This is a genomic window from Hoeflea sp. CAU 1731 (assembly GCF_039888615.1).
Lineage (GTDB): Bacteria > Pseudomonadota > Alphaproteobacteria > Rhizobiales > Rhizobiaceae > Flavimaribacter.
Genome location: NZ_JBDQQS010000002.1, coordinates 45,333 through 65,578, shown reverse-complemented (window position 1 = coordinate 65,578; position 20,246 = coordinate 45,333). Strand labels below are relative to the sequence as shown.

Sequence of the window (20,246 nt, the reverse complement as noted above, 5' to 3'; positions counted from 1 at the left end):
TTAAGCTGAAATCACACCGAAATGCCTGAGGCCTTCGAGTACTCCCGCGGCGTGGTTTCGGGTCGCGCGGTAACTGGTGTTAACGGGCATCGCGTCGAGAAGTTCCCTGCGGGCGTTGCCCACTGCAATGGCCCCGGATGCGACCTGGAACATGGCCAGATCGTTCCGAGAGTCACCTGCAACAATAAGACGCTGGGTGGAAATTCCAAGAAAACCGGCGAGAAAAATCGCCGCATTGTCCTTGCCGGCAAGCGACGGGATGATATCGAAATCGTCAGCGCCGGAGGCGATGAACCGGCAATCCGCGCCGGTTTTTGCAAGAATTTCCCGCACCTGGTTTTGCGGCTCTCCGCGCGGCACGGCAAAGCTCACCTTGTAGCGCGTCTGGAATTCCGGCGCATGCGGCCGATGTCCTTCTGCCTCCACAATGCGAAAGATCTCGTCGCGCGGCCAGCCGCTGAACCGCGCGTCCCAATCGCCAAGCAATTCCCCGTCAACGCGGATTTCGGTTCCCATCGCGGTGATGCAGGCGTCCGCTTCAAAGCCCGGCGGAAATTCGGTTTCGATGGTTCTGTCGACGCTCGCCGAGGGTCGGCTGGAATTGAGCGCGAAACGCACGGTGTCGCGGTGCGCGGCGAGTATGTCCGTCAAATCACGAAGCGCCTGCGCGTCTCCGGTCAGCGTGTCGTCAATGTCGCTGACGACCAGAAAGGGCGCGCGCGTCATATCTCGCTGGCCGGACCCGGTCCAATGATCTCCGCGTCGATGGGACGCGTGGCTGTATACACGCTGTCCTGCTCGGTGGTCGGTCGACTGAGCGACTGCATGACGACGTCGCCAAGTTTGAGATTGGCCGATTCCGTATAGAAGCCGACATGCCCCTCGTGGAAACCGTCATCGACGAGGCTCAGCGTCACCTGGCCGTTGATCGACAATTCGAGATACATGCCATGGCAGACGATTTCGATTTCCCAGCCGCCCTGCATGATATTCGAAAGGAAGTATCCGGTCTGCAGCGTCTGGTAGGTGAAGGCGTGCTCGAACTCCGGCGTCGGATTGGCGCCCCAGTGCCTGATCTGCGCAATACCCTTGACGAGGTCGAGCGACAGGTAATAGCCGTCGCCCTCTTCCGAAACGCGTATCACCATGCCGCATTTGCCGAGCCCCGCCAGTTCGATGCGGGCGCGCAGGCGAAAGTCCTGCCGCAGGCCAGGCAGAAGAAACGCCTCGTAGCCGCTCGGACAAAGAATGTGCATGCCGTCGTCCAGTTCCTCAACGCAGGCGTGCGGATTGTCGAAAAGCATGGAGATCTGGCCGGGATCGCTGATCGTTCTGCAATCGCAGACCAGAGCATCAAATCCACTGAAGGATTTCAGATGCAGCCTGCCGTCCTTGCCTGAAACGATCTCCTTCGGCGGCGGCAGCAGCCTCGTGATGATTTCGCGGCCGTAGAGCGTTTCCTGCCGCGAGAAGAAATTGAAGAGCAGGTATTTGCCCTCGTAGCAGCAGATCCTTGCGGCGTAGTTGCCTTCCGGCAGCAACACATTGTCGTAGAAGTTCTCGTAAGGCCCCTCGATCTGGTCCGACCACCAGTAATGAACCTTCGTGTCTTCGCGTATGGATCCAAGCAGGAAGTAGCGGTCCTTGATGCGGATGAGGTTGGGCACTTCGATGTCGTCGTAGAGACCCGGCCGATGCAACGGCTTGTCGAACACGAACACGTCAGGCTCGACCTCCCGCGCAAGCCCCACGCAACCGCGTCGGATGATCGGCCCCTCGTTGATCCGCGCCGACGACAACAGCAACCGTTCGCCGCTTTCCTCGTCGCGATAAAAGAACGGGTCCCGGAAACTCACCCATTTGCGGCCTTCATCCGCGCTGGATTCGTAGTGCCGGCCGTCGATCTCCAGCGGATAATTGCCGTTGTTGCAGCGCTTCCAGTGATAGAGATCGTCCGATCGCGCGAGCCCCACGCGCTGCACCCGGCCAAATTCCGCGCGGGAAAGGCCGGTATAGAACATCCGCCAGGACCCCGGTTTTTCCGGATCGGGAGAGACATGCATCGTCCACAACATATCGTCGTCCCATTCGCCGGGCTCGCCGACGAACAGGGCGTTGCGAACCCGGTTCCACGCCATCCCGTCCTTGCTGACCGCATGGGCGATGAAGTCGTGATTGGGCAGGACGAGATGAAAGAGGTGATAGACGCCCTCATGGCAGACGATATCGACATCGCCGATGTCGGAGCGAAGAAATCCGTGCGAAGCGTACATGTCAGCGATACTGACCCGATTTCCTGAGCCGTGTAAACAACGTGGCGGTTATCGGGCCGGAATTCAGCGCCTTTCTATTCCGGAAAGACCACTGTCTTCGCGCCGTTCATGAAAACCCGGTCCTGCAGATAGTATCGCACCGCGCGCGCAAGCACCCGCCTTTCGATGTCCCGCCCCTTGCGAACCAGGCCCTCGGGCGTGTCGCGGTGACTGATCCGCTCGACGTCCTGTTCGATGATCGGTCCCTCGTCGAGATCTCCGGTGACGAAATGCGCCGTTGCGCCAATCAGTTTCACGCCGCGCTCATGCGCCTGGTGATAGGGCCGCGCGCCCTTGAAACCCGGCAAAAACGAGTGGTGGATATTGATGCATCTGCCCGACAGGCTGCGCGACATCTGGTCCGACAATATCTGCATGTAGCGGGCAAGCACCACCAGTTCTGCGCCGGTTTCCTCGATCAGATCGGTGATCTGCTGCTCCTGCTGCGGCTTGGTTTCCTTGGTGATCGGCAGGTGATGGAACGGAATGTCTCCCATCGTGATCTGCTTGTAGGTGTCTCGCGGATAGTTCGAAATGATGCCGACCACGTCCATTTCGAGGTCGCCGCTACGCCAGCGATAGAGAAGATCGCCCAGACAATGGTCGAAACGCGACGCCAGCAGCAGCACCTTGCGGCGGTGTTCGCGGTCCCGAAGCGTCCACTCCATGTCGAGTTCGCTCATCACCGGCTCCAGAACCGTTCTCACCTCGTCCAGCGTAACCGTGTCGTGGTTGAACACCATGCGCACGAAAAAACGACCGCTCTCTGTATCGTCGAATTGCTGGGAATCGAGGATGTTGCAACCGAGCTCGAATATCGCGGTGGACACGGCCGAAACGATGCCGGGACGGTTGACGCACTGGGCTGCGAGGATAAAGCGCTTGGAATCCATGAAAACCTCTGTCGGGCAAGTGTGCGCCTTGGCGCGCGCAGCGGGGATGTATGCGTCCCGTGCGGCGCGACCGGCCCGGAACGCGTGCATGTATACATCTCAGAGGTGCAATGACAAGGCGTCGGATGGCGGGAGAAACGACAATTAGGGGGAGACGACAATCTCCCCCTTCATGCATGCTTGCGATCAGGCGACGCGCCGTATGAGCCGTATGATCAGGAGCAGGATGACCGCCCCGATGACCGCGGCGATAATCGCCCCGATGATACCGCCGCCAAGCGACAGTCCGAGAGCGGGGAAGAGCCAACCGGCGATCACGGCCCCGACAATTCCGATGATCACATCGCCTACCAGCCCGAAACCGGATCCCTTGACGATCAGACCGGCAAGCCAGCCTGCGATACCGCCAATGATGATCCATATGATGAGGGCCATCAATACGCCCATTCCGGCGCCAACTTCAGATTCCATGGTTAAACCCTTTCTCCCAAGTGCAGGTTTTCAATCGGAAATCCAACGCTTCAACACATACTCGGTTACAAAACGACGCCTGCTGGCTGAAATACAATGCCGACAATGCTTCACTTGCGCCGCCTAAGGCCTTCCGGAGTTCACTCCGGGATACTGCAGACTGCCCCCTTCAGGTGACAGTGTAATTTCAATCGAACGATTTCAGGTATAAGATGATTCCAAAATAATGACTGAAGTTAATGGTTTACCCAAATGGCTGTCAATCGAGCGCCTGATTTAAGTCACTGAATTTTATGGTGCAGGACAGCATAAATGCCGTTTGATCGGCGTCAATGCGCAACAACGGCCACCGCTCTATCCGTAGTTGGGATCAGGGTCCACACAGATGAACGAAGCCGTTTTCAGAACCAGAAACCTGACGAAGATATATCGCACCGGGGATGTCGAGGTCCGCGCTCTGAACGGCGTCGATTCGGAACTGTACGGCGGTGAGCTCGCAGTTCTGCTTGGACCGTCCGGAAGCGGCAAGTCGACATACCTCAACATTGTCGGCGGTCTTGACCGGCCAACGTCCGGTCAGGTGACCTTCAGGGATCAGGACCTGGCGACACTCTCCGATGGAAAGCTGACGCTCTACCGCCGCAACCATGTCGGCTTCGTGTTCCAGTTCTACAATCTCATCCCCAGCCTGACAGCCTGGGAGAACGTCGCCCTTGTCACGGAAGTCGCCGACAATCCCATGCCGCCGGAAGAGGCCCTCGCCATGGTCGATATGGAAAAGCGCATGACCCATTTTCCCGCCCAGCTTTCGGGCGGCGAGCAGCAGCGCGTGGCGATTGCCCGCGCAATCGCCAAGCGCCCGGAAGTGCTACTGTGCGACGAACCGACCGGCGCACTGGATTCCAAGACCGGCGTCATCGTTCTGGAGGCGTTGACCCGCATCAACCGGGAGCTCGGCACGACAACGGCGATCATCACCCACAATGCGGCGATCCGAAACATCGCGCACCGGGTGTTCTCCTTCATCGACGGCAAGATCGCCGAGGTTCAGGTCAATGACCAGCGCATCGAGCCCTCCGAAGTCGTGTGGTGATTATGAATATGCTCGACCGCAAACTCGTGAGAGATTTCGGCCGCCTTTGGGCGCAGTCGCTCGCCATCGCCATGGTGCTCGCCTGCGGCGTCGCGACGCTCATCCTGTCGGTCGGCGCCTATCGCTCGCTCGAAGAAACCCGCGCCACCTTCTATGACCGATACCGCTTCGCCACCGTCTTCGCCTCGGCTGTGCGGGCGCCGCGTCACCTCAAGTCGCGCATCGCCGGCATGCCCGGTGTCCTGTCGAGCGAGTTGCGGATCGCCGAACCGGTGCTCATCGATGTCGAGGGTATGCGAGAGCCCGCCTCGGGCATGGCGATTTCCCTGCCCGAGTTCAGGGATCCGGCGGTCAACCGGGTTTATCTGCGCCGCGGCCGGCTGCCGGAGCCCGAACGCAGCAACGAGGTCGCTATTGTAGAGACATTCGCCGATGCGCACGGCTTTGAGCCCGGCGACAGTTTCGAAGCCATCTTTAACGGGCGCAAGCAGCGGCTGGACATCGTCGGCGTCGTCCTGTCGCCCGAATACATCTATGCAATCGGTCCAGGAGACATGGTTCCGGATCCGCGCCGCTTCGGGATATTCTTCATGCCGGAAAAGGTTATGTCCGGCCTGTTCGACATGGAAGGCGCCTTTAACGACGTCGTGCTCACCACGGCGCGCGACGCCGATACGCGCGTGATCATCGACCGTCTCGACGAGGTCCTCAAACCCTATGGCGGCGGCGGCGCCTATGACCGCGAGGACCAGATTTCGCACGCCTTCCTCGACGCTGAACTGGACCAGCTCAATGCCATGGCGACCGTCATTCCGCCGATTTTCCTGGCGGTCGCTGCGTTTCTCGTCAACATGATACTGTCCCGTCTGATCGCGCTCGACCGCGAGCAGATCGGCCTCTTGAAGGCGCTCGGCTACCGCAATCTGACAGTCGGAATGCACTACGCCAAGCTTGTAATCCTGATTTCGCTGGCAGGCGTCCTCATAGGTTCGGTAACCGGATGGTGGCTGGGCCGCGGGCTCACCCGGCTCTACGCCCAGTTCTATTCGTTCCCGTTCCTGATTTTCCGCCAGAGCGTCGATCTCTACATTCTCGCCGGCGGCGTATCGATCGCCGCGGCCGTCGCCGGAGCGGCGAAATCCATCTGGAGCAGCGTCGCCCTGCCGCCGGCGGTGGCCATGCGTCCGCCCGCGCCAACCACCTATCGCAACACATTTGTCGGCGCCTTGCAGCGGCTTGGCGTTTTTTCTCAACTGTCGATCATGGCGTTCAGACACCTGCTGCGCTGGCCCGTGCGTTCGTTCCTGACCATGCTCGGCACGTCGATGTCCGTCGCCCTGCTGATCACGTCTCTCTTCTCTTACGATTCCATCGACTACATGATCGACGCGATTTTCTTTCGCGCCGACAGGCAGGACGCGACGATAACCTTTTCAGTCGACCGGGGTCCGCAGGCTCTGATCGCCGCAGCGGCGATGCCGGGCGTCATGCGCGCCGAACCCTACCGCATGACGCCAGTCAATCTCAGGCATGGTCATCGCGAATTGCGCATGTCGCTCACCGGAGTTACGCCGGACAGCGACCTGTCGAGAGTTCTGGATCTTGATCTGCATCCAATCGCGACACCGGAAAACGGCGTTATTCTGTCAGAACGGGTAGCCTCCAAACTGAAGCTCGAGCCGGGCATGACGATGGAGGTCGAGTTGCTCGAGCGCGACAAGCGGCTTGAGGAAGTCACCGTCGTCGGCGTGGCGCAAAGCTATATCGGCCTCAACGCCTATATGCATCTCGACGCGCTGGACCGTCTCTTGCGGGACGGGCGTCAGATCTCCGGCGCCCGCATATCGGTGGACGAAGCGATGCTTGACGAGCTCTACGACGTCATCAAGTCCACGCCTGTCATCGCCTCGATTGCGCTGCAAGGCGTCTCGCGGGATCGTTTTCGCGCAACGATCGAGGAAAACATCACGACCATGTCCACCATCTATGTGATGCTGGCGGTGATCATCACCTTCGGCGTGATCTACAATTCGGCGCGTATCCAGCTGTCCGAGCGCGCGCGCGAACTTGCCAGTCTCAGGGTCTTCGGTTTTACGAAAGCCGAAGTCTCCAGCGTCCTGATCATCGAACTCGCGCTGATCGTTCTCGCAGCCCAGCCGGTCGGCTGGCTGATCGGGTACGGGCTGTCGTGGTCAGTAATGCAGGGGCTTCAGAGCGACCTGTTTCGCGTGCCGCTGATTATCTATGCGTCGACCTATGCAACCGCCAGCCTGGTCGTCATTGCGGCGGCTGTGGCCACTGTCCTTATTGTCCGGCGGAGGGTGGATCATCTCGACCTCATCCGCGTATTGAAAACCAGAGAGTGACGCCATGCGTGTTTGGTTCAAACGGCTTGGAATATTACTGATCGCAATCGCCGTCATCGGCGGCTTTTACCTGGCCTTCCACGAACGTCCGGTTCCCGTGGACGCCGCCATGGTCGAGCGCGGCTATATGGAGGTCACAATCGTCGAAGAAGGCGTGACCCGCGTCAAGGACGTCTATGCGGTCTCCTCTCCGATCGCCGGCTATCTCGACCGCCCCACGCTCGACGAAGGCGAACCGGTCGAGGCGGATTCGACCGTGATAGCGTCGATCCATCCCCAGGAGCCACCGTTTCTGGACGACCGCACACGCGCTGAACTGAGAGCGGCCGCCGAGGCCGCGCGCACCGCCATCGCCCTTGCTGAAGTCGAGAAGAAGCGGGCCGAGACAGCCTATAATCTCGCGCAGTCCAACTATCGGCGGGCCGAACAACTGGCGAAGAGCAAAACCATTTCAACCAGCCAGCTGGAACATTCCTTCAGCGAAATGGAGTTGCAAAGGGCGCAGGTCGAAAGCTCCGATGCGGCGATCAGGTTGCGCAAGGCGGAACTGGAATCTGCGCTGGCGCGGCTGAAACAGCCGAGCAACATCGATGAAGCCGAGGAACCGGAAAACTGCTGCGTCAACATCACCGCTCCCATCGACGGCGTCGTGCTGCAGATCCTCACACGCAGCGAACAGGCAGTCATTCCGGGCACACAGATCGCCGAAATCGGCGATCCCGCAAACCTCGAGATCGTTGTCGATCTGCTGTCAAGCGACGCGGCGCGCATCCGGCCCGGAGCCAGCGTCCGCATCACGGACTGGGGCGGCGAAGAAGCGATCGAGGGAACGGTCAAAACCGTGGAACCGGCGGCCTTCACCAAGATTTCGTCCCTGGGCATTGAAGAGCAGCGCGTCAATATCATCATCGACATCGACACGGTTCCGGAAAATCTCGGTCACGGCTACCGGATTCTCGCCCATTTGCGCGTCTGGGAAAGAGAGGACGTTCTCACAGTTCCGATCGCCGCGATTTTCCGTTCGGGAGGATCGTGGTCTGTCTTCGTGATTGACGACGACCAGGCAAAACTCGAGACGGTCGAACTCGGTCGCATGAACGATACCGTGGCCGAGGTTCTCGGCGGTCTCGAGGCGGGCGAAATGGTCGTGCTCTACCCCAGCGACGTCCTGGAAGACGGGAAGCTTGTCGAAATCAGACAGGACGCCCGCTGACTGCGACAAGATCACACTGACCACACAGGGTTTTGGAGCTGCCGTTCGCGGCGGCGCGCCATGGTCGCACACTTGCTCGTTTTGAGCACGCCGGGAGACTGCAGGGTATCCTTTCATCAACCGGCAGGCGTTCCTGCAGATGACATTCGACATTCCGCATTTGATCTCTGCGGCAGTGATCATCTTCGTGGAGTTGTGGGGTCTCGGACAAATGACGCTTTACGAAAGCATGTCAAAGGGCCGAACAGCGTCTGTCACTTTTGTCGTTCTGTTCGTGGCGCTCATGACCCTCAACTTCGTTTGGCCGTACGGATCCGGCGCGTGACAACAGTTCGATCAGCTTTTGCGTTCCCATGGCGGGATTGCAAACGCATCTTTCTCATCCTGGCTGCCCGGCTCCATGAAGTCGTGCATGGAATCGTCTTTGAAATAGCGCCAGAACTCTGCTTCGAGCGATTCATCGATAAAAGAGAAATCGCCGGCGCTCTGGCGTGTTTCGAGAAACCGCCGATATGCGTCCAGCGGTTCCGGGCCCAGTTGCTGGTAGATGATGCGGCCGCCAAATTCTTCATGTAGCGCCCTGTTGATTTTCCACTGGCGGATCATCGAGCGCGCCATCTGCTCGCGCATGGCGGCGGCCTGTTCGGCTTCCTCCGCCGTGAGATCGTTCTCAGCCGTCAGACCTTTTTCCGCCATGTCCTGACGCATTTGTTCAACGAAGGATTCGACTTCATCCGGAGTGGCTTCGATCGCATTTTCAGTGGCGTAGCTGTCGAAAAGCCGCGTCAGGATCTCCGACTGCAATTCCCCCGCATCGGCAATGCGGATATCGTCACCGAGCACCCTTGCCGTTGGGTCTTCCATCGGCTCGAACTCGATAATCGAACCGTCGGCCATGGTCGCCAGAAACAGATGGCCGTCTTTCATGACGTAGCTGCGCACCCATTGAAACTGCGCAAGATATTTTTCCGAGATGGAGCCCGGCGGACACATGGCTTTCGTCGAGGCGATCGGGCCGAATACCAGTTGGCCGCCATCATCTGTCCACGCGCCGGCGCCACGGTTGCAATCGGCCTCGATGGCGACCCTGCCGTCTGCCTGAAACTCCAGCGTATAGCGCGACGGGTTCTCGGGACGATCGACCGTATCGTTCATCGATTGGATTTCAACCAGCCGCCAGGACGTGCCGGCAAGCTCCGCTGCGTTGGCTATGCCCTGCGGAACAGCAAGCGCGATCAACACCAGGCCAATGCGGAATACAGCCAAATCAGCCTCCCTCGATCGCAGCCAACGGGATTTCGTAGATTTCCTTCCCGTTAATCGTCACTGTCCAGAGATCCCCGTCGAGGACCGCTTCCGCCTCTCTATTGGTGGCGTTGACGTAATCGGTCATGAAATTGATCGTGAACTGCTCGCCGTCCGGGCTTTGAACGACGATCGACGCCTGCCGGTTCTCCATGCGAAGGACGCCGGCCGGACAATTGCCGAATTCTGCTTCACCGACGGCGCGGCAGCGCAATATTGTCGTCGCGTCATAATCGTCCGTCGTGAATGGCGCAGTCGGATTGTCGGGATCGGCGGGGTTGAGGCCGGCTGTGCTCCAATAGACAAAAACGCTCTCTTCGGGAAAGCGGAAGATCAAACCCTGATCTCCAAGGCCGCTGTTGCGATAGACGGCGTTGGCGTTCTGGTCGCGGAAATTGCCAGCCGCTTCGCCGGTGGGTTCCAGGTCGTGGACAACGCCGTCTTCGCGCGTGATCGTGATGTATCCCTGCCTTTGGCTGAAGGTACAGGGAATCGTCGCTTCCACCGTATCCGAGCCGGCCGGGTAAATGTCGCAGCGGGCCTGAGTGGTGTCGGCCAGCGAAGGCGTGACCCACGCGCCGGCCACGACCAGTGGCAGTATCAAACGGAACATTCCAATGTCCTCCCGATGCGTTTCCCGTCAACAGCAGCATCGCGGCGCATGACTGCGGCATAATTGTGTCGACCGGCAAATAACGACGGCCGAACGTCGGAAAACAGCGCTGTTGTTGCCCGGACCAGTCACTCTTGCAGGATGCTTTTTTCCAGGACGCCGCTCAGGGCGACCGATATCGCCAGAAGCACCGATCCTGCGAAGTTTCCCACATAAACGAGCGTCCAGTAGCCTGTCAGGGCAGTCGGTGAAATTAGCCGACTGGACATCGGCATGATCATCAGGACGTTGCCCGTAGAAAGTTCCGCGCCTGCCTGGCGCACTAATTCTGCGATTCCTCCCGGTTTCAAAGCGTTCAGCGCGGCGACTTTTAATTCGGACACCTTCCTGTCTCCCATCCAAAAATGCGGATTGCAGGAATTGCCGAATTGATCTGCCGCAATGCACAATCGATAGCATCCACATAATATCGAACAAACTTTTATATGGAGGTATTCATGAAAGTTTCCGCAAAACCGGTTTTTCCGTCTGCAGCCCTTTTCGCCGGAGTTATGGTCATTTCGCCTGCCCTGTCGCAGTCGTCCGACCCGGCCTGGGTCGACGATCTCCGCTGGCAACTGCAGGCAGAACAGCAGTGCGAAGTCAATTATTTCATAAACATGCGCGAAGGGCAGTTGGGCGCGCACGCCACGTTCGAGGCGCGCGTTCAGTGCACCGACGGAAGAATGTTCGACGCGAGCAAGACGGAACCGGCGGAGGCGTTCACCATCACGGCCTGCGGCACAGAGATTTGCTGACTTCCATGCCTCTGATCGGAAAGGCTCTCATCAGTTCATTCGAAACAGGGCCTTCACCAGAGTAAACAAGTCCACCTCCGGAAAGGTCACCGACGCTGCGCGACCGACCGGGCATATCTTTCGTTCGTCGTCATGCAAAAACTTGACGATGACCTGGGCCGTTTTCTCGTCATGCCCCGACGCCCCGGCGGCCAGTTCCCTGTCGGTCAGTTTTGCACCGGCCCACGGGTGAACAGGACGGCGCCTTCGTGGATCTTGCTCTCCCCCTCGATGAGAATTTGCGCCGGCATGCCCTCGCCCAGAAGCCCGGCCAAAACGTTGGAAGCCGGCACGTCCACCAGCAACGATCCACAATCCACCCATTCGATTATGGGCGAACCGACATTGACCACCTCCCCCTGATTGGCGACTCTTACCCAAACGGTCGAACCGGGCGGCGCCAGTCACCAGGAAATACAGTTTGTCCGCCGGATCGCCGGCGCGAAACAGCACCTCTCCGGCCGTGATCTTGCGCGGTTTCATCAGCGGCAGGATTGGCTTGATGGAAAAGTCGCCGACGACCGCCGCCCCGATTTCGCGCAATCGCGCCCTCAGTTGACTGAGACGCACCAGGTTGAGCGGCAGGAGCGCGCTGTGCAGAACCAGGATCGGCAGAAGACCTTCTATCGAGGCATAGGTGATGAACGCGATATTGCTCAGGATGCCCGCAATGCGAAGCGGCATCATGGTCTTCATGTAGAAGGTCGCAAACACCAGAACGGATGCTACGTAGCCTGCGATCTCGCCGACAGTCACCGGACCCTCTCCCGCTGTTCGACCGCCTGCGGACAAGACAGCAGTCTTGCCGCATGAAATGGTTCCGGCCGGTTATCTCTTTACCGAAAAACTACCGGTGGATGAAAACTTCATCCTGGAGACCACCCTGGATCAACCTGGTCTGAATAGAAACAGACTGCTTGTGAGCAACAGCTTCATTCGGATCAGTGCGCCATGAGAAGCGGGATTTTAGCCTTCTCCAGCATGGTCCGCGTCGTGCCTCCCAGCAGCCATTCGCGCAGACGCGAGCGGCCATAGGCGCCCATCACGATCAGGTCGGCTTCCTTGTCCATCGCGTGCTGAAGGAGAACGTCGGACACATCCCTTCCCGCGCTGGCGATCACATCCACGGTCACCTTGAGCCCGCGCCTTGCAAGAAAAAGCGCCATGGCGTCGCCGGGATTGACCGTTGTCCCGCCGCCGTCCGGATCCACCAGAACCAGATGGACCTCCTCCATCGTCTCCAGCATCGGCAAGGCAAGATGGATCGCGCTGGCCGCTTCCGGCTCACCGTTCCACGCCATGAGCACGCGACGGGCATGAGTGAACGGCGTCGACGAGCGGCCCAGCACCACCACCGGCTGGCCGGACTCGAAGATGACCCCGTTGAACGCTTCGGTCGCCAGCGCGTCTTCCGGAACGCCGCCATTGGCAAGCACGGTGACGTCGGCTGTCATCGCGTAACGCGACACCGCATGCCCCACCATGCCGCGGCTGCAGCACTCGATCGTCACCGAGGCGGAGACGCCGCTTTGCGCGATCATGGCGTCGAGAGCCTTTGCCCTTTCGTCGGCGCTCTTTATGATGCGGCTGTATTCATCCGCCATCGAATAGTCCGGCAGGCCGGGATAGCTCGCCGTAGGGATCGACTTGACGACGCCGAGAACGATAACATCGAGATGTGCGCCGATATCGCCCGCCAGCGCAACAAACGGCTGGATGGCGTCCGCCGCTTCGTCGATCGAGTGAATGGTAAGCAGGGTTGTCACGTTCATCGTTCAGCCTTTCGCTAACAGATTGAACTCGAACGCAGATTATACCAAGACCCGCGCCTTGACGTTGCGTTAGATCAATCGATGAAAGAACCGACCAATACAAAACGCGCTCCGATTGATGAATATCAAGGGAGAAAAGGCTCCCGCATGCAATGATGTTCGAAAGGCAACGCCTGTGAGGTCATTGATGTTCAGGAATGCAGTCAATCTGTTCGAGGTGCTCGGTTTCAAAGTCAGGGTGGATCCCAGTTGGCTGTTGATCGCGGCGCTGATCGTCTGGAGCCTGTCGGCGGCCTATTTTCCCGACGCCCTGCCCGGATACTCCCGCTCGGCTTATGTCGTCCTGTCGGTGATCGCGATGCTCGGTCTGTTCGCCTCGCTGATCCTCCATGAATTGTCGCATTCCGTCGTCGCCCGGCGTTTTGGCCTCAGTGTCGGCGGCATAACGCTTTTCGTCTTCGGCGGCGTTGCAGAACTGGAACAGGAGCCGGCGAGCCCGCAATCCGAATTCTGGATCGCAATCGCCGGTCCGATCATGAGTTTTGCGCTCGCCGGCCTGTTCTTTCTCCTGTCACTCTTGGTTTCGGGCGGCGAAACAACATCCTGGCTTCACGCGCTTTTCGCCTATCTTGCCCTGATCAACCTGATACTGGCTGTTTTCAATCTTGCCCCGGCCTTTCCGCTGGACGGCGGCCGCGTGCTGCGCGCCGTGCTTTGGCATTACCGCAAGAATCTGCTTTCGGCGACGCGCATCGCCAGCGCATTCGGCACGGGGTTCGGCGTCTTCCTCATCGCAACCGGAGTTCTGGCCGTGTTTTCAGCCAGTTCGGCGGCCGGCCTGTGGCAGATCCTGATCGGCTTCTTTATCATCAGCGCCTCGCGCGGAAGTTATCGCCAACTTGTCGTCAAGGCGGCCATGAAAGACAAGACGGTGCGGTCCCTGATGAGCAGCCCTGCGATCGCAGCGCAACTTGAAGACACGATCCAGCACGCGGTCGAAGAGACGATGATGCGCAAAAAGGTCAGCTTCGTGCCCGTTCTCGAGGGCGACAGGCTTGCCGGCTACATCGACACGGCCCTCGTGCACGGCGTCGACCGCGAGAAATGGGCGACAACCAGGCTTATCTCGATCGTCGCGCCCGTTTCGGACGAGAACACCGTGTCTCCGGACGCTGCGATGGAAGACCTATTCCAGCACATGACGCAAACCGGCCGGCGCAAGATGCTTGTCGTCGAAGACAATCGCCTGGTCGGCGTCATTTCGCTCTCGGACCTGATGTCCTGGCTGGCGATCAGGCAGGAGCTTGGCGGCCTGGAAAGCGGCGTAAACCCGCGCCGCAGCTGAACGGCGCCGTCAGACCGCCAGCACATCCTCGAAATGCGCCGGCAGATCCTTGACCGGAATAGGCACAAGGTCCTTGTCCAGTTCGGAAGAAACGAGGGCTGTCAGTTCGCCCGGAATTTCCCTGCGCAACGCCCCGAGCATCGACGGCGGAGCGCACAGAATGAGCCGGTCGAACTTTTTCTTCCGGCTATCTTCCAAAAGATCCTGGACCAGTTTCCTGGAAAAATCGGCCTCGTCGCCACCGCCATGATGGGGCTCCATCTTGTGGCGTCCGGCGCCATGACTGTCGAAGGAGCGCCCGGGCTCGTGGGAGGAGACCGGGCCTGGCTCCCACGACCAGGTCCTGCTCATCACCCGGTGCAAGCCGTGACCGGGCCCGACGTTTTCCAGAATGTATCCTTCTCGACTGTTGGCGATCAGTATCCAGGTTATCTTCGGCTTCATGATGTCCTTTCTCTGGTTCACACACGCGACAAAGACCAAACTTCCTTAATCAGGGTATCCCAACGCGCAGACTGATTTGTTGATCAAAATCAAGCTTTCAGCGTCGAACAGGACTATACTGAAAGAACGGCCAACCCGCCGCGACGGAGGAAGACATGATCGATACCGAACACTATAGCAAACGCCTGACTGCCCGGCGCGCCGAGTTGGTCGCCCGCATGAACCGACTGGAAGATTGGCTCGACGATACGCCAAGCCCGGACACGGAGGAGCGCGCGACCGAACGCGAGCAGGACGAGGTTTTCGAAGCCCAGGGCAACGAAGACCAAAAAGAGGTTCGGGCGATCGACGCCGCTCTCCAGCGGATCGAGAACGGCGTGTTCGGCGTCTGCATGGAGTGCGGCGAGGAAATTTCGAAGGAGCGCCTCGACGCCGTTCCCTACACCACGCGGTGCCGCAACTGCATGACGTGACGGCCCGTTCGGTCAGACCTGTTCAGTCGCCGGAAAAAACCGGCAGTGATACGGTGACGCGCGCGCACCCGTTCGCGCCGGAATCAAGCGCGACGCCGCCGCCCTGCGCTTCACAAAGGGTGCGAACGACGGACAGGCCCAGACCGGCGCCGCCGGTGTCGCGGCTGCGGGACTGCTCAAGCCGGCTGAAAGGCTCCAGCATGACGTCGCGCTGTTCTTCCGGAATGCCCTCGCCTTCGTCCTCGAAGACAAGATGGACAGTGTCCGCGTCCACCGTCATGCCGACCCGGGACGCAGTTCCGTATTTCACGCCATTGTCGACCAGATTGGAGAGAATGCGCCGCAGCGCCAGCCGGTCCACCAGCACCAGCACCTCGTGATCCGATTGCGGTCGCCATACAACCGGAATGTCCTTTGCGCGCAAATCGGCGATTTCATCGCCAACCAGCTCGTGAATGTCGATCAGCTCCTGCGACAATTCTCCAGCGCCCGCGCGCACGGACAGCAACGCGTCGTCGAGCATGGTGATCATGTCCTCGATATCGGCGATGGCGCGGCTTCGCTCGCTCTCTTCCGGAATAAGCTCGACGCGCAGTCTCAGGCGCGTGGCAAATGTGCGCACGTCATGGGAGATGCCGCCGACATAGGCCATGCGCGCGCGCAACATGCTCCACAGCCGTTTCTGGAGACGATTGAACGCATCGGCGACGGCGCGAATTTCCGGAGAGTTGCGACGCACATCCGGCAATTCCACATAATCGGAATCAAAATCGATTTGATCGACCGCCTCGGCGAGTTTCGCCAGCGGTTTGGTCTCCCGAAACATCAGAAATATCGCGATCACGGCGGCGAGCGTGCCAAGCAGCCCGGCTCCAAGCCCCACCGGCAGGCCGGTCCGCGTCAACGCCAGCACGTTGCGCGTCCTGATCACAAGCGTGTCGCCGTTGCTCAGACCAATCCTGAACTCCATCATGCTGCGCGTTGACGGATGGTCGCCGAACAGCAGCGAGCGAACCGGATAATAGGACAGAACCCTGATCTCGAGCGGACGCGGACCAAGCGCCGCCTGATAGAGCGCCAGCGTTTCAATGTCCGCAAGACGTTCGATTTGTGCGTCCGGCGCATCCCCGTCCTTCACAATGCTCGGTCGGAAAATCACGTCGGAAGCAGCCTCCAGCAGCAATTCGCGCTGATCCGGCGGCGCCGCGTCGGCGAGCCTGACGAGCGCCGCAACGCGTTCCGGCGGCGGAAGATCCGTCTTCAGCCGGTCGCCCTGGTGGATATAGATCGCCGCCGCCATGGTCACCGCCAGCGCCATCAGGCTTATCCCGGCGAAGATGGTCAGCCTCGCCATGCGTCGCGGCCACCGCATTACGGAATCCGCGCGACCGGCGACGTCAGCAGATATCCGCCATTGCGGATCGTCCTGATCAGGTCGGTTCCCGGAGCCGCCGCCCGCAATTTCTTGCGCAGGCGAGACACAAGCATGTCGACGGACCGGTCGAAGGGTTCGATCTGGCGGCCGTGCAGGCGATCGAGAATATGGTCGCGCGACAACACCCGTCGCGGCCGCAGGACAAAACAGGCGAGCATGTCGAACTCGGCGCTGGTCAGGTCGATCTCGCGCCTGTCGTTGGAGAGCAGAAGCAGGCGCGCGTCCAGATCCACAACAAACCGGTCGAAGGCGTAGCGGCGGTTGTCGGCCATCGGCAACACGCCCTGCGCCCTGCGCAACAGCGCCCTGACGCGCGCCAGCAACTCACGCGGGCCGAATGGTTTGCTGAGATAGTCGTCCGCGCCCATCTCCAGCCCGATCACCCGGTCCACCTCTTCGCTTTTCGCGGTTAGCATCAGGATCGGAACCGTGTTCGTCATCCTCAGTCGACGGCAGATGGACAGCCCGTCCTCCCCCGGCAGCATAAGATCCAGAATTATAAGGTCCGGCTGCACGCCCTGCATGACGACGTCCATCTTGGGGCCGTCGGAGGCGACCTCAACGCGATACCCTTCATGCTGCATCATCGTGCTGACAAGCCGGCGAATTTCCGGATCGTCCTCGACCAGCAGGATCGTGGCGCTGTCGGCGTTCATTACGCCAGTTAGCAACAAAGCGGGAAACGCCGCAAGCGCAACCGCCATGCTGTTACAAATGGTTACAAGCCACTGACATTAATAGAATAATCGTTTCCGTTCAAAGAAACTCCCAACACAATGATGGTGGATATTGCAAGTCAGATCATCGCAACCCGGCGCTGATCGGCAATCAAGGAGATTGTCATGTCGAGAATAACGCCGCCACTCAAGACGATCTGCCGGAGAATTCAATGCGCCTTGTCAGAACATCGCTCCTCGTCCTCTCGTTTGCACTGCTTTGCGCAGGACAGACGACAGCGCAAAACCTGAACCCGGAACAACGCAAAATGGCGCGCGCCATGATGAAGACCTGTCGACCGGACTACACACGATTGTGCAGCAATGTGGAGGCCGGCGGCGGCCGAATTCTCGCCTGCATGGAAACCAATCTCGATGCGCTGTCGCCGGACTGCCGGAAAAGCGTTCAGTTGATCCAGGCCAAAAGACAGGCTGGGTCCGACTGAGAGGGTAAATCAGGGCTTCCAGCGTCTGATCGTCAGCGCCCTGGGCGGACCGTCCATCGCCAGGGCCGCGTAGACCGGCCCTTGCGAGAAATCGGCGACCCACCAGCTGCGCGCGCCCTCAAAATGGGGTTCGTACAATGGCTGGAAAGGATCGACGCGGCGCCCCGTTCCCACGAAGAAACCGTTCAGATCCATCTGCAATCCGCTTCCAACGGCCTTGACCACAGCCTCTTTGCGGGTCCAGCAGCGGAAGAAGGCTTCCAGCTTGTCGCCGGGCGGTTCGGTTGCGGCGACGCTGGCGGCCTCCTTGGCGTGGAAACTGCCCCTGGCGATGGAATCGGCGTCCCGCATCGGCTTTTCCAGTTCGACGTCGACCCCGATCCGCCGATCGGTCGCAACCGCCAGGACTACGATTTCTTCGCTGTTCGACATGTTGAAATCGATGGCCTGGCCGCCAATCTCGTTCGCCGCAAGCGAGGGGCGCCCGTGTATGGCCGTCTCAAACCGGATTTTATCGGGATCCATACCGAGGTAATTGCCGAGAATGATCCTGCGCATGATCCGCCCGCGCCTGAAGCGCCGCGCGTGGACCGGAAAATAGAAACGCTCTGCGCGGGCCTTCTCCTCCATGTCGATGAATGCGAGGTCATCGGTCCACCCCGCATCGTCAAGCGCCGCCACCCAGACATGGATTTCGCCCGGTTCCGGAATGTCAACGCGCCGGTGACCCGAGATGATTTCGGCCTTGTCGATCGAGCCGATGGTTTTCAGCCGCAGAGCCCTCCTCAACCTTTCGCCGAGATGAAGACCGGATGTTCGAGCAATTCGTCGGCCGGCCTGTCGATCACCAGCGCCGTCAGCTTCCTTCCGAAGCCCGCGCCAGTGTCGATGGCAATCCGGTTGGGAAGCACTTCAGGCTCCTCGACCGGCGTGTGTCCGTGCACCACCAGATGGCCAAAATCCTTCTTGGACTTGAGAAAGGGCTCCCTGATCCAGAGCAGGTCCTGCTCGCGCTGTTTTTCCAGTTTGACGCCAGGCCGCACCCCGGCGTGCACGAAAAGGAAATCGGCGTGGACGTAGGTCTGGCGCAACGACGACAACCAGTCGATCCTTTCTTCCCCGACGCACTGCCGCAGGAAATCACGGTCAATCCCCTTCGGCCCGATCGGATAGTCGAACGAATTGAGCGTCTCCTCGCCGCCATTGGTGACCCATTGCAACCAGGCCTCCCGTGCGTCCACCTCAAGGCAACGCATCATCATCACCTCGTGATTGCCTCTCAGGAACACCGAACTGAAGCCGGGCAACCCCTCGCGCACGCAATCGATCACGCCGCGGCTGGACGGTCCCCGGTCGATGTAATCGCCGATATAGACGAGCCCGCCGCGCCATCCGCCGTAGTATTGCCTGTGGTATCTCAGGATTTTTTGATGAAGCTCCCGCAGCATTTCAAGCTGGCCGTGAATGTCGCCGATTGCGTAGAGGACTAGAGGCTCTTCGGTTTCAGCCATATCACGCCTCAAAGGCCACAAGTCCGATGGTCGGAACATTTGCGACAGGATGCTGCCGAAGAGAAGAAGATTTATCTGTTAAATAGAGTTGTTTCGAGTGTCGCCGCCGCAAGATCATTCTCTGGACTTTCAATGCCGTCGCCTGCATCAATAACCAACATGCGCCATTTTTTTCAAAATGGCGAGTTGGAATTGCTCAGGCGTTCTAGATATGAATCCGGACAGCTGAGTCAACGGTGTGGAGGGATGCAATGCACAACAATCAATCCAAGATTGCGATCGTTACAGGAGCCGGCTCGGGGATTGGCCGCGCCGCGGCGACCGCCTTGCTCGACAACGGTTATCGCGTCGGTCTGATCGGCCGGCGCCTTGCAGCGCTTGAAGAGACCGCGGCGGGAAACCCGGACGCGCTGCCGCTCTCATGCGACGTCACGGATCCGGCGGCGGTCGATGCGGCCTTTTCCAGCGTCAAACGGGAATGGGGTCGGCTTGACGTCCTGTTCAACAACGCCGGCATGAGCAAGCCCCCTCGGCTGATCGACGACATGCCGCTCGAAGACTGGTATGAAGTGCTGGCCGTCAATCTCACCGGGTCGGTCATCTGCGCCCGCGCGGCCTTCGCAATCATGCGCGGACAGTCGCCGCAGGGCGGGCGGATCATCAATAACGGATCGATCTCGGCCTATGTGCCGCGTCCAGGCTCCGTTCCCTACAGCGTCACCAAGCACGGGATCACCGGACTGACGCGCACCCTGTCCCTGGATGGCCGCCCCTTCAACATCGCCTGCGGCCAGATCGACATCGGCAACGCCTCGACGGACATGGTCGACGCCATGCGCAAGGGTATCATCCAGGCCGACGGCTCGACCCGCGTCGAGCCGGTGATGGATGTGCAGCAGGTCGCCGACGCCGTCGTCCATATGGCCAGCCTCCCGCTGGAAGCCAACATTCAGTTCATGACCATCATGGCGACCAACATGCCCTTTATCGGACGGGGATAGT

Annotated in this window: 23 protein-coding genes; 9 read left to right on the top strand and 14 right to left on the bottom strand. The window is 59.7% G+C overall.

The genetic code is table 11. The annotated features are described in order from the left end of the window. From AAFN47_RS04420 to AAFN47_RS04405, 4 genes are all read right to left on the bottom strand, one after another. Positions 1 to 726 (bottom strand): HAD-IIB family hydrolase, encoded by a 726-nt coding sequence (locus tag AAFN47_RS04420; protein ID WP_499808008.1) that lies wholly within the window; start codon positions 724 to 726, stop codon positions 1 to 3. Beyond that, positions 723 to 2,273 carry a glycosyl hydrolase gene (locus AAFN47_RS04415; protein ID WP_499808007.1) on the bottom strand — a complete coding sequence of 517 codons (1,551 nt, stop codon included), beginning with the start codon at positions 2,271 to 2,273 and terminating at the stop codon, positions 723 to 725. Before AAFN47_RS04415 ends, AAFN47_RS04420 begins: the two co-directional genes overlap by 4 nt. 74 nt (positions 2,274 to 2,347) lie before the next feature. Beyond that, entirely contained in the window at positions 2,348 to 3,205 is an 858-nt protein-coding gene (gene purU, locus AAFN47_RS04410; protein ID WP_499808006.1) for a formyltetrahydrofolate deformylase, read from the bottom strand. A gap of 186 nt (positions 3,206 to 3,391) precedes the next feature. Beyond that, a complete protein-coding gene (locus AAFN47_RS04405) occupies positions 3,392 to 3,652 on the bottom strand; it encodes a GlsB/YeaQ/YmgE family stress response membrane protein (RefSeq protein ID WP_499808365.1) in 261 nt (86 codons plus the stop codon). Positions 3,653 to 4,061: 409 nt separating this feature from the next. Between AAFN47_RS04405 and AAFN47_RS04400 the strand changes: the two genes are divergently transcribed. From AAFN47_RS04400 to AAFN47_RS04385, 4 genes are all read left to right on the top strand, one after another. Next, entirely contained in the window at positions 4,062 to 4,769 is a 708-nt protein-coding gene (locus tag AAFN47_RS04400; protein ID WP_499808005.1) for an ABC transporter ATP-binding protein, read from the top strand. 8 nt (positions 4,770 to 4,777) lie between these two features. Beyond that, on the top strand, positions 4,778 to 7,135 hold the full coding sequence (locus tag AAFN47_RS04395) for an ABC transporter permease (protein ID WP_499808004.1): 2,358 nt from the start codon (positions 4,778 to 4,780) through the stop codon (positions 7,133 to 7,135). Positions 7,136 to 7,139: 4 nt separating this feature from the next. Continuing rightward, positions 7,140 to 8,348 carry an efflux RND transporter periplasmic adaptor subunit gene (locus AAFN47_RS04390; RefSeq protein WP_499808003.1) on the top strand — a complete coding sequence of 403 codons (1,209 nt, stop codon included), beginning with the start codon at positions 7,140 to 7,142 and terminating at the stop codon, positions 8,346 to 8,348. Positions 8,349 to 8,487: 139 nt separating this feature from the next. After that, on the top strand, positions 8,488 to 8,673 hold the full coding sequence (locus AAFN47_RS04385; RefSeq protein ID WP_499808002.1) for a hypothetical protein: 186 nt from the start codon (positions 8,488 to 8,490) through the stop codon (positions 8,671 to 8,673). A gap of 11 nt (positions 8,674 to 8,684) precedes the next feature. Here the strand turns inward: AAFN47_RS04385 and AAFN47_RS04380 are convergent, their stop codons facing one another. The 3 genes from AAFN47_RS04380 to AAFN47_RS04370 form a co-directional block, all read right to left on the bottom strand. Beyond that, entirely contained in the window at positions 8,685 to 9,614 is a 930-nt protein-coding gene (locus tag AAFN47_RS04380) for an META domain-containing protein (RefSeq protein ID WP_499808001.1), read from the bottom strand. A gap of 1 nt (position 9,615) precedes the next feature. Continuing rightward, positions 9,616 to 10,266: a hypothetical protein gene (locus AAFN47_RS04375; protein ID WP_499808000.1), complete on the bottom strand. Its 651-nt coding sequence runs from the start codon at positions 10,264 to 10,266 to the stop codon at positions 9,616 to 9,618. A gap of 128 nt (positions 10,267 to 10,394) precedes the next feature. Next, positions 10,395 to 10,649 carry a formate/nitrite transporter family protein gene (locus AAFN47_RS04370; protein WP_499807999.1) on the bottom strand — a complete coding sequence of 85 codons (255 nt, stop codon included), beginning with the start codon at positions 10,647 to 10,649 and terminating at the stop codon, positions 10,395 to 10,397. A gap of 114 nt (positions 10,650 to 10,763) precedes the next feature. Between AAFN47_RS04370 and AAFN47_RS04365 the strand changes: the two genes are divergently transcribed. Then, on the top strand, positions 10,764 to 11,063 hold the full coding sequence (locus tag AAFN47_RS04365; protein WP_499807998.1) for a hypothetical protein: 300 nt from the start codon (positions 10,764 to 10,766) through the stop codon (positions 11,061 to 11,063). Positions 11,064 to 11,093: 30 nt separating this feature from the next. Here AAFN47_RS04365 and AAFN47_RS04360 read toward each other — a convergent pair whose 3' ends face one another. Together AAFN47_RS04360 and AAFN47_RS04355 are read right to left on the bottom strand one after the other, a co-directional pair. Beyond that, positions 11,094 to 11,858, bottom strand: coding sequence for a cyclic nucleotide-binding domain-containing protein (locus AAFN47_RS04360; RefSeq protein ID WP_499807997.1), 765 nt, complete (start codon positions 11,856 to 11,858; stop codon positions 11,094 to 11,096). A gap of 185 nt (positions 11,859 to 12,043) precedes the next feature. Next, positions 12,044 to 12,874, bottom strand: a complete 831-nt coding sequence (locus AAFN47_RS04355) for a universal stress protein (protein WP_499807996.1) — start codon at positions 12,872 to 12,874, stop codon at positions 12,044 to 12,046. Between the two features lie 187 nt (positions 12,875 to 13,061). On the opposite strand from AAFN47_RS04355, the gene AAFN47_RS04350 reads away from it, so the two are divergent. Next, positions 13,062 to 14,219: a site-2 protease family protein gene (locus tag AAFN47_RS04350; protein WP_499807995.1), complete on the top strand. Its 1,158-nt coding sequence runs from the start codon at positions 13,062 to 13,064 to the stop codon at positions 14,217 to 14,219. A gap of 9 nt (positions 14,220 to 14,228) precedes the next feature. Here AAFN47_RS04350 and AAFN47_RS04345 read toward each other — a convergent pair whose 3' ends face one another. Then, positions 14,229 to 14,663 (bottom strand): host attachment protein, encoded by a 435-nt coding sequence (locus AAFN47_RS04345; protein ID WP_499807994.1) that lies wholly within the window; start codon positions 14,661 to 14,663, stop codon positions 14,229 to 14,231. Between the two features lie 155 nt (positions 14,664 to 14,818). Between AAFN47_RS04345 and AAFN47_RS04340 the strand changes: the two genes are divergently transcribed. Next, a complete protein-coding gene (locus AAFN47_RS04340; RefSeq protein WP_499807993.1) occupies positions 14,819 to 15,136 on the top strand; it encodes a TraR/DksA family transcriptional regulator in 318 nt (105 codons plus the stop codon). A 22-nt stretch (positions 15,137 to 15,158) separates the two neighbouring features. On the opposite strand, the gene AAFN47_RS04335 is transcribed toward AAFN47_RS04340, so the two are convergent. Further along, a complete protein-coding gene (locus AAFN47_RS04335; protein ID WP_499807992.1) occupies positions 15,159 to 16,490 on the bottom strand; it encodes a sensor histidine kinase in 1,332 nt (443 codons plus the stop codon). Between the two features lie 17 nt (positions 16,491 to 16,507). After that, a complete protein-coding gene (locus tag AAFN47_RS04330) occupies positions 16,508 to 17,227 on the bottom strand; it encodes a response regulator (protein WP_499808364.1) in 720 nt (239 codons plus the stop codon). Positions 17,228 to 17,460: 233 nt separating this feature from the next. Between AAFN47_RS04330 and AAFN47_RS04325 the strand changes: the two genes are divergently transcribed. Then, positions 17,461 to 17,733, top strand: coding sequence for a cysteine rich repeat-containing protein (locus tag AAFN47_RS04325; protein ID WP_499807991.1), 273 nt, complete (start codon positions 17,461 to 17,463; stop codon positions 17,731 to 17,733). A 9-nt stretch (positions 17,734 to 17,742) separates the two neighbouring features. On the opposite strand, the gene AAFN47_RS04320 is transcribed toward AAFN47_RS04325, so the two are convergent. Together AAFN47_RS04320 and AAFN47_RS04315 are read right to left on the bottom strand one after the other, a co-directional pair. Then, positions 17,743 to 18,522, bottom strand: a complete 780-nt coding sequence (locus AAFN47_RS04320; RefSeq protein WP_499807990.1) for a 4'-phosphopantetheinyl transferase family protein — start codon at positions 18,520 to 18,522, stop codon at positions 17,743 to 17,745. After that, complete coding sequence (locus tag AAFN47_RS04315) at positions 18,519 to 19,244, bottom strand: metallophosphoesterase family protein (protein WP_499807989.1); 726 nt, start codon at positions 19,242 to 19,244, stop codon at positions 18,519 to 18,521. Before AAFN47_RS04315 ends, AAFN47_RS04320 begins: the two co-directional genes overlap by 4 nt. Positions 19,245 to 19,495: 251 nt before the next feature. Between AAFN47_RS04315 and AAFN47_RS04310 the strand changes: the two genes are divergently transcribed. Further along, a complete protein-coding gene (locus tag AAFN47_RS04310) occupies positions 19,496 to 20,245 on the top strand; it encodes an SDR family oxidoreductase (RefSeq protein WP_499807988.1) in 750 nt (249 codons plus the stop codon). The last annotated feature ends 1 nt before the right edge of the window (position 20,246 follow it).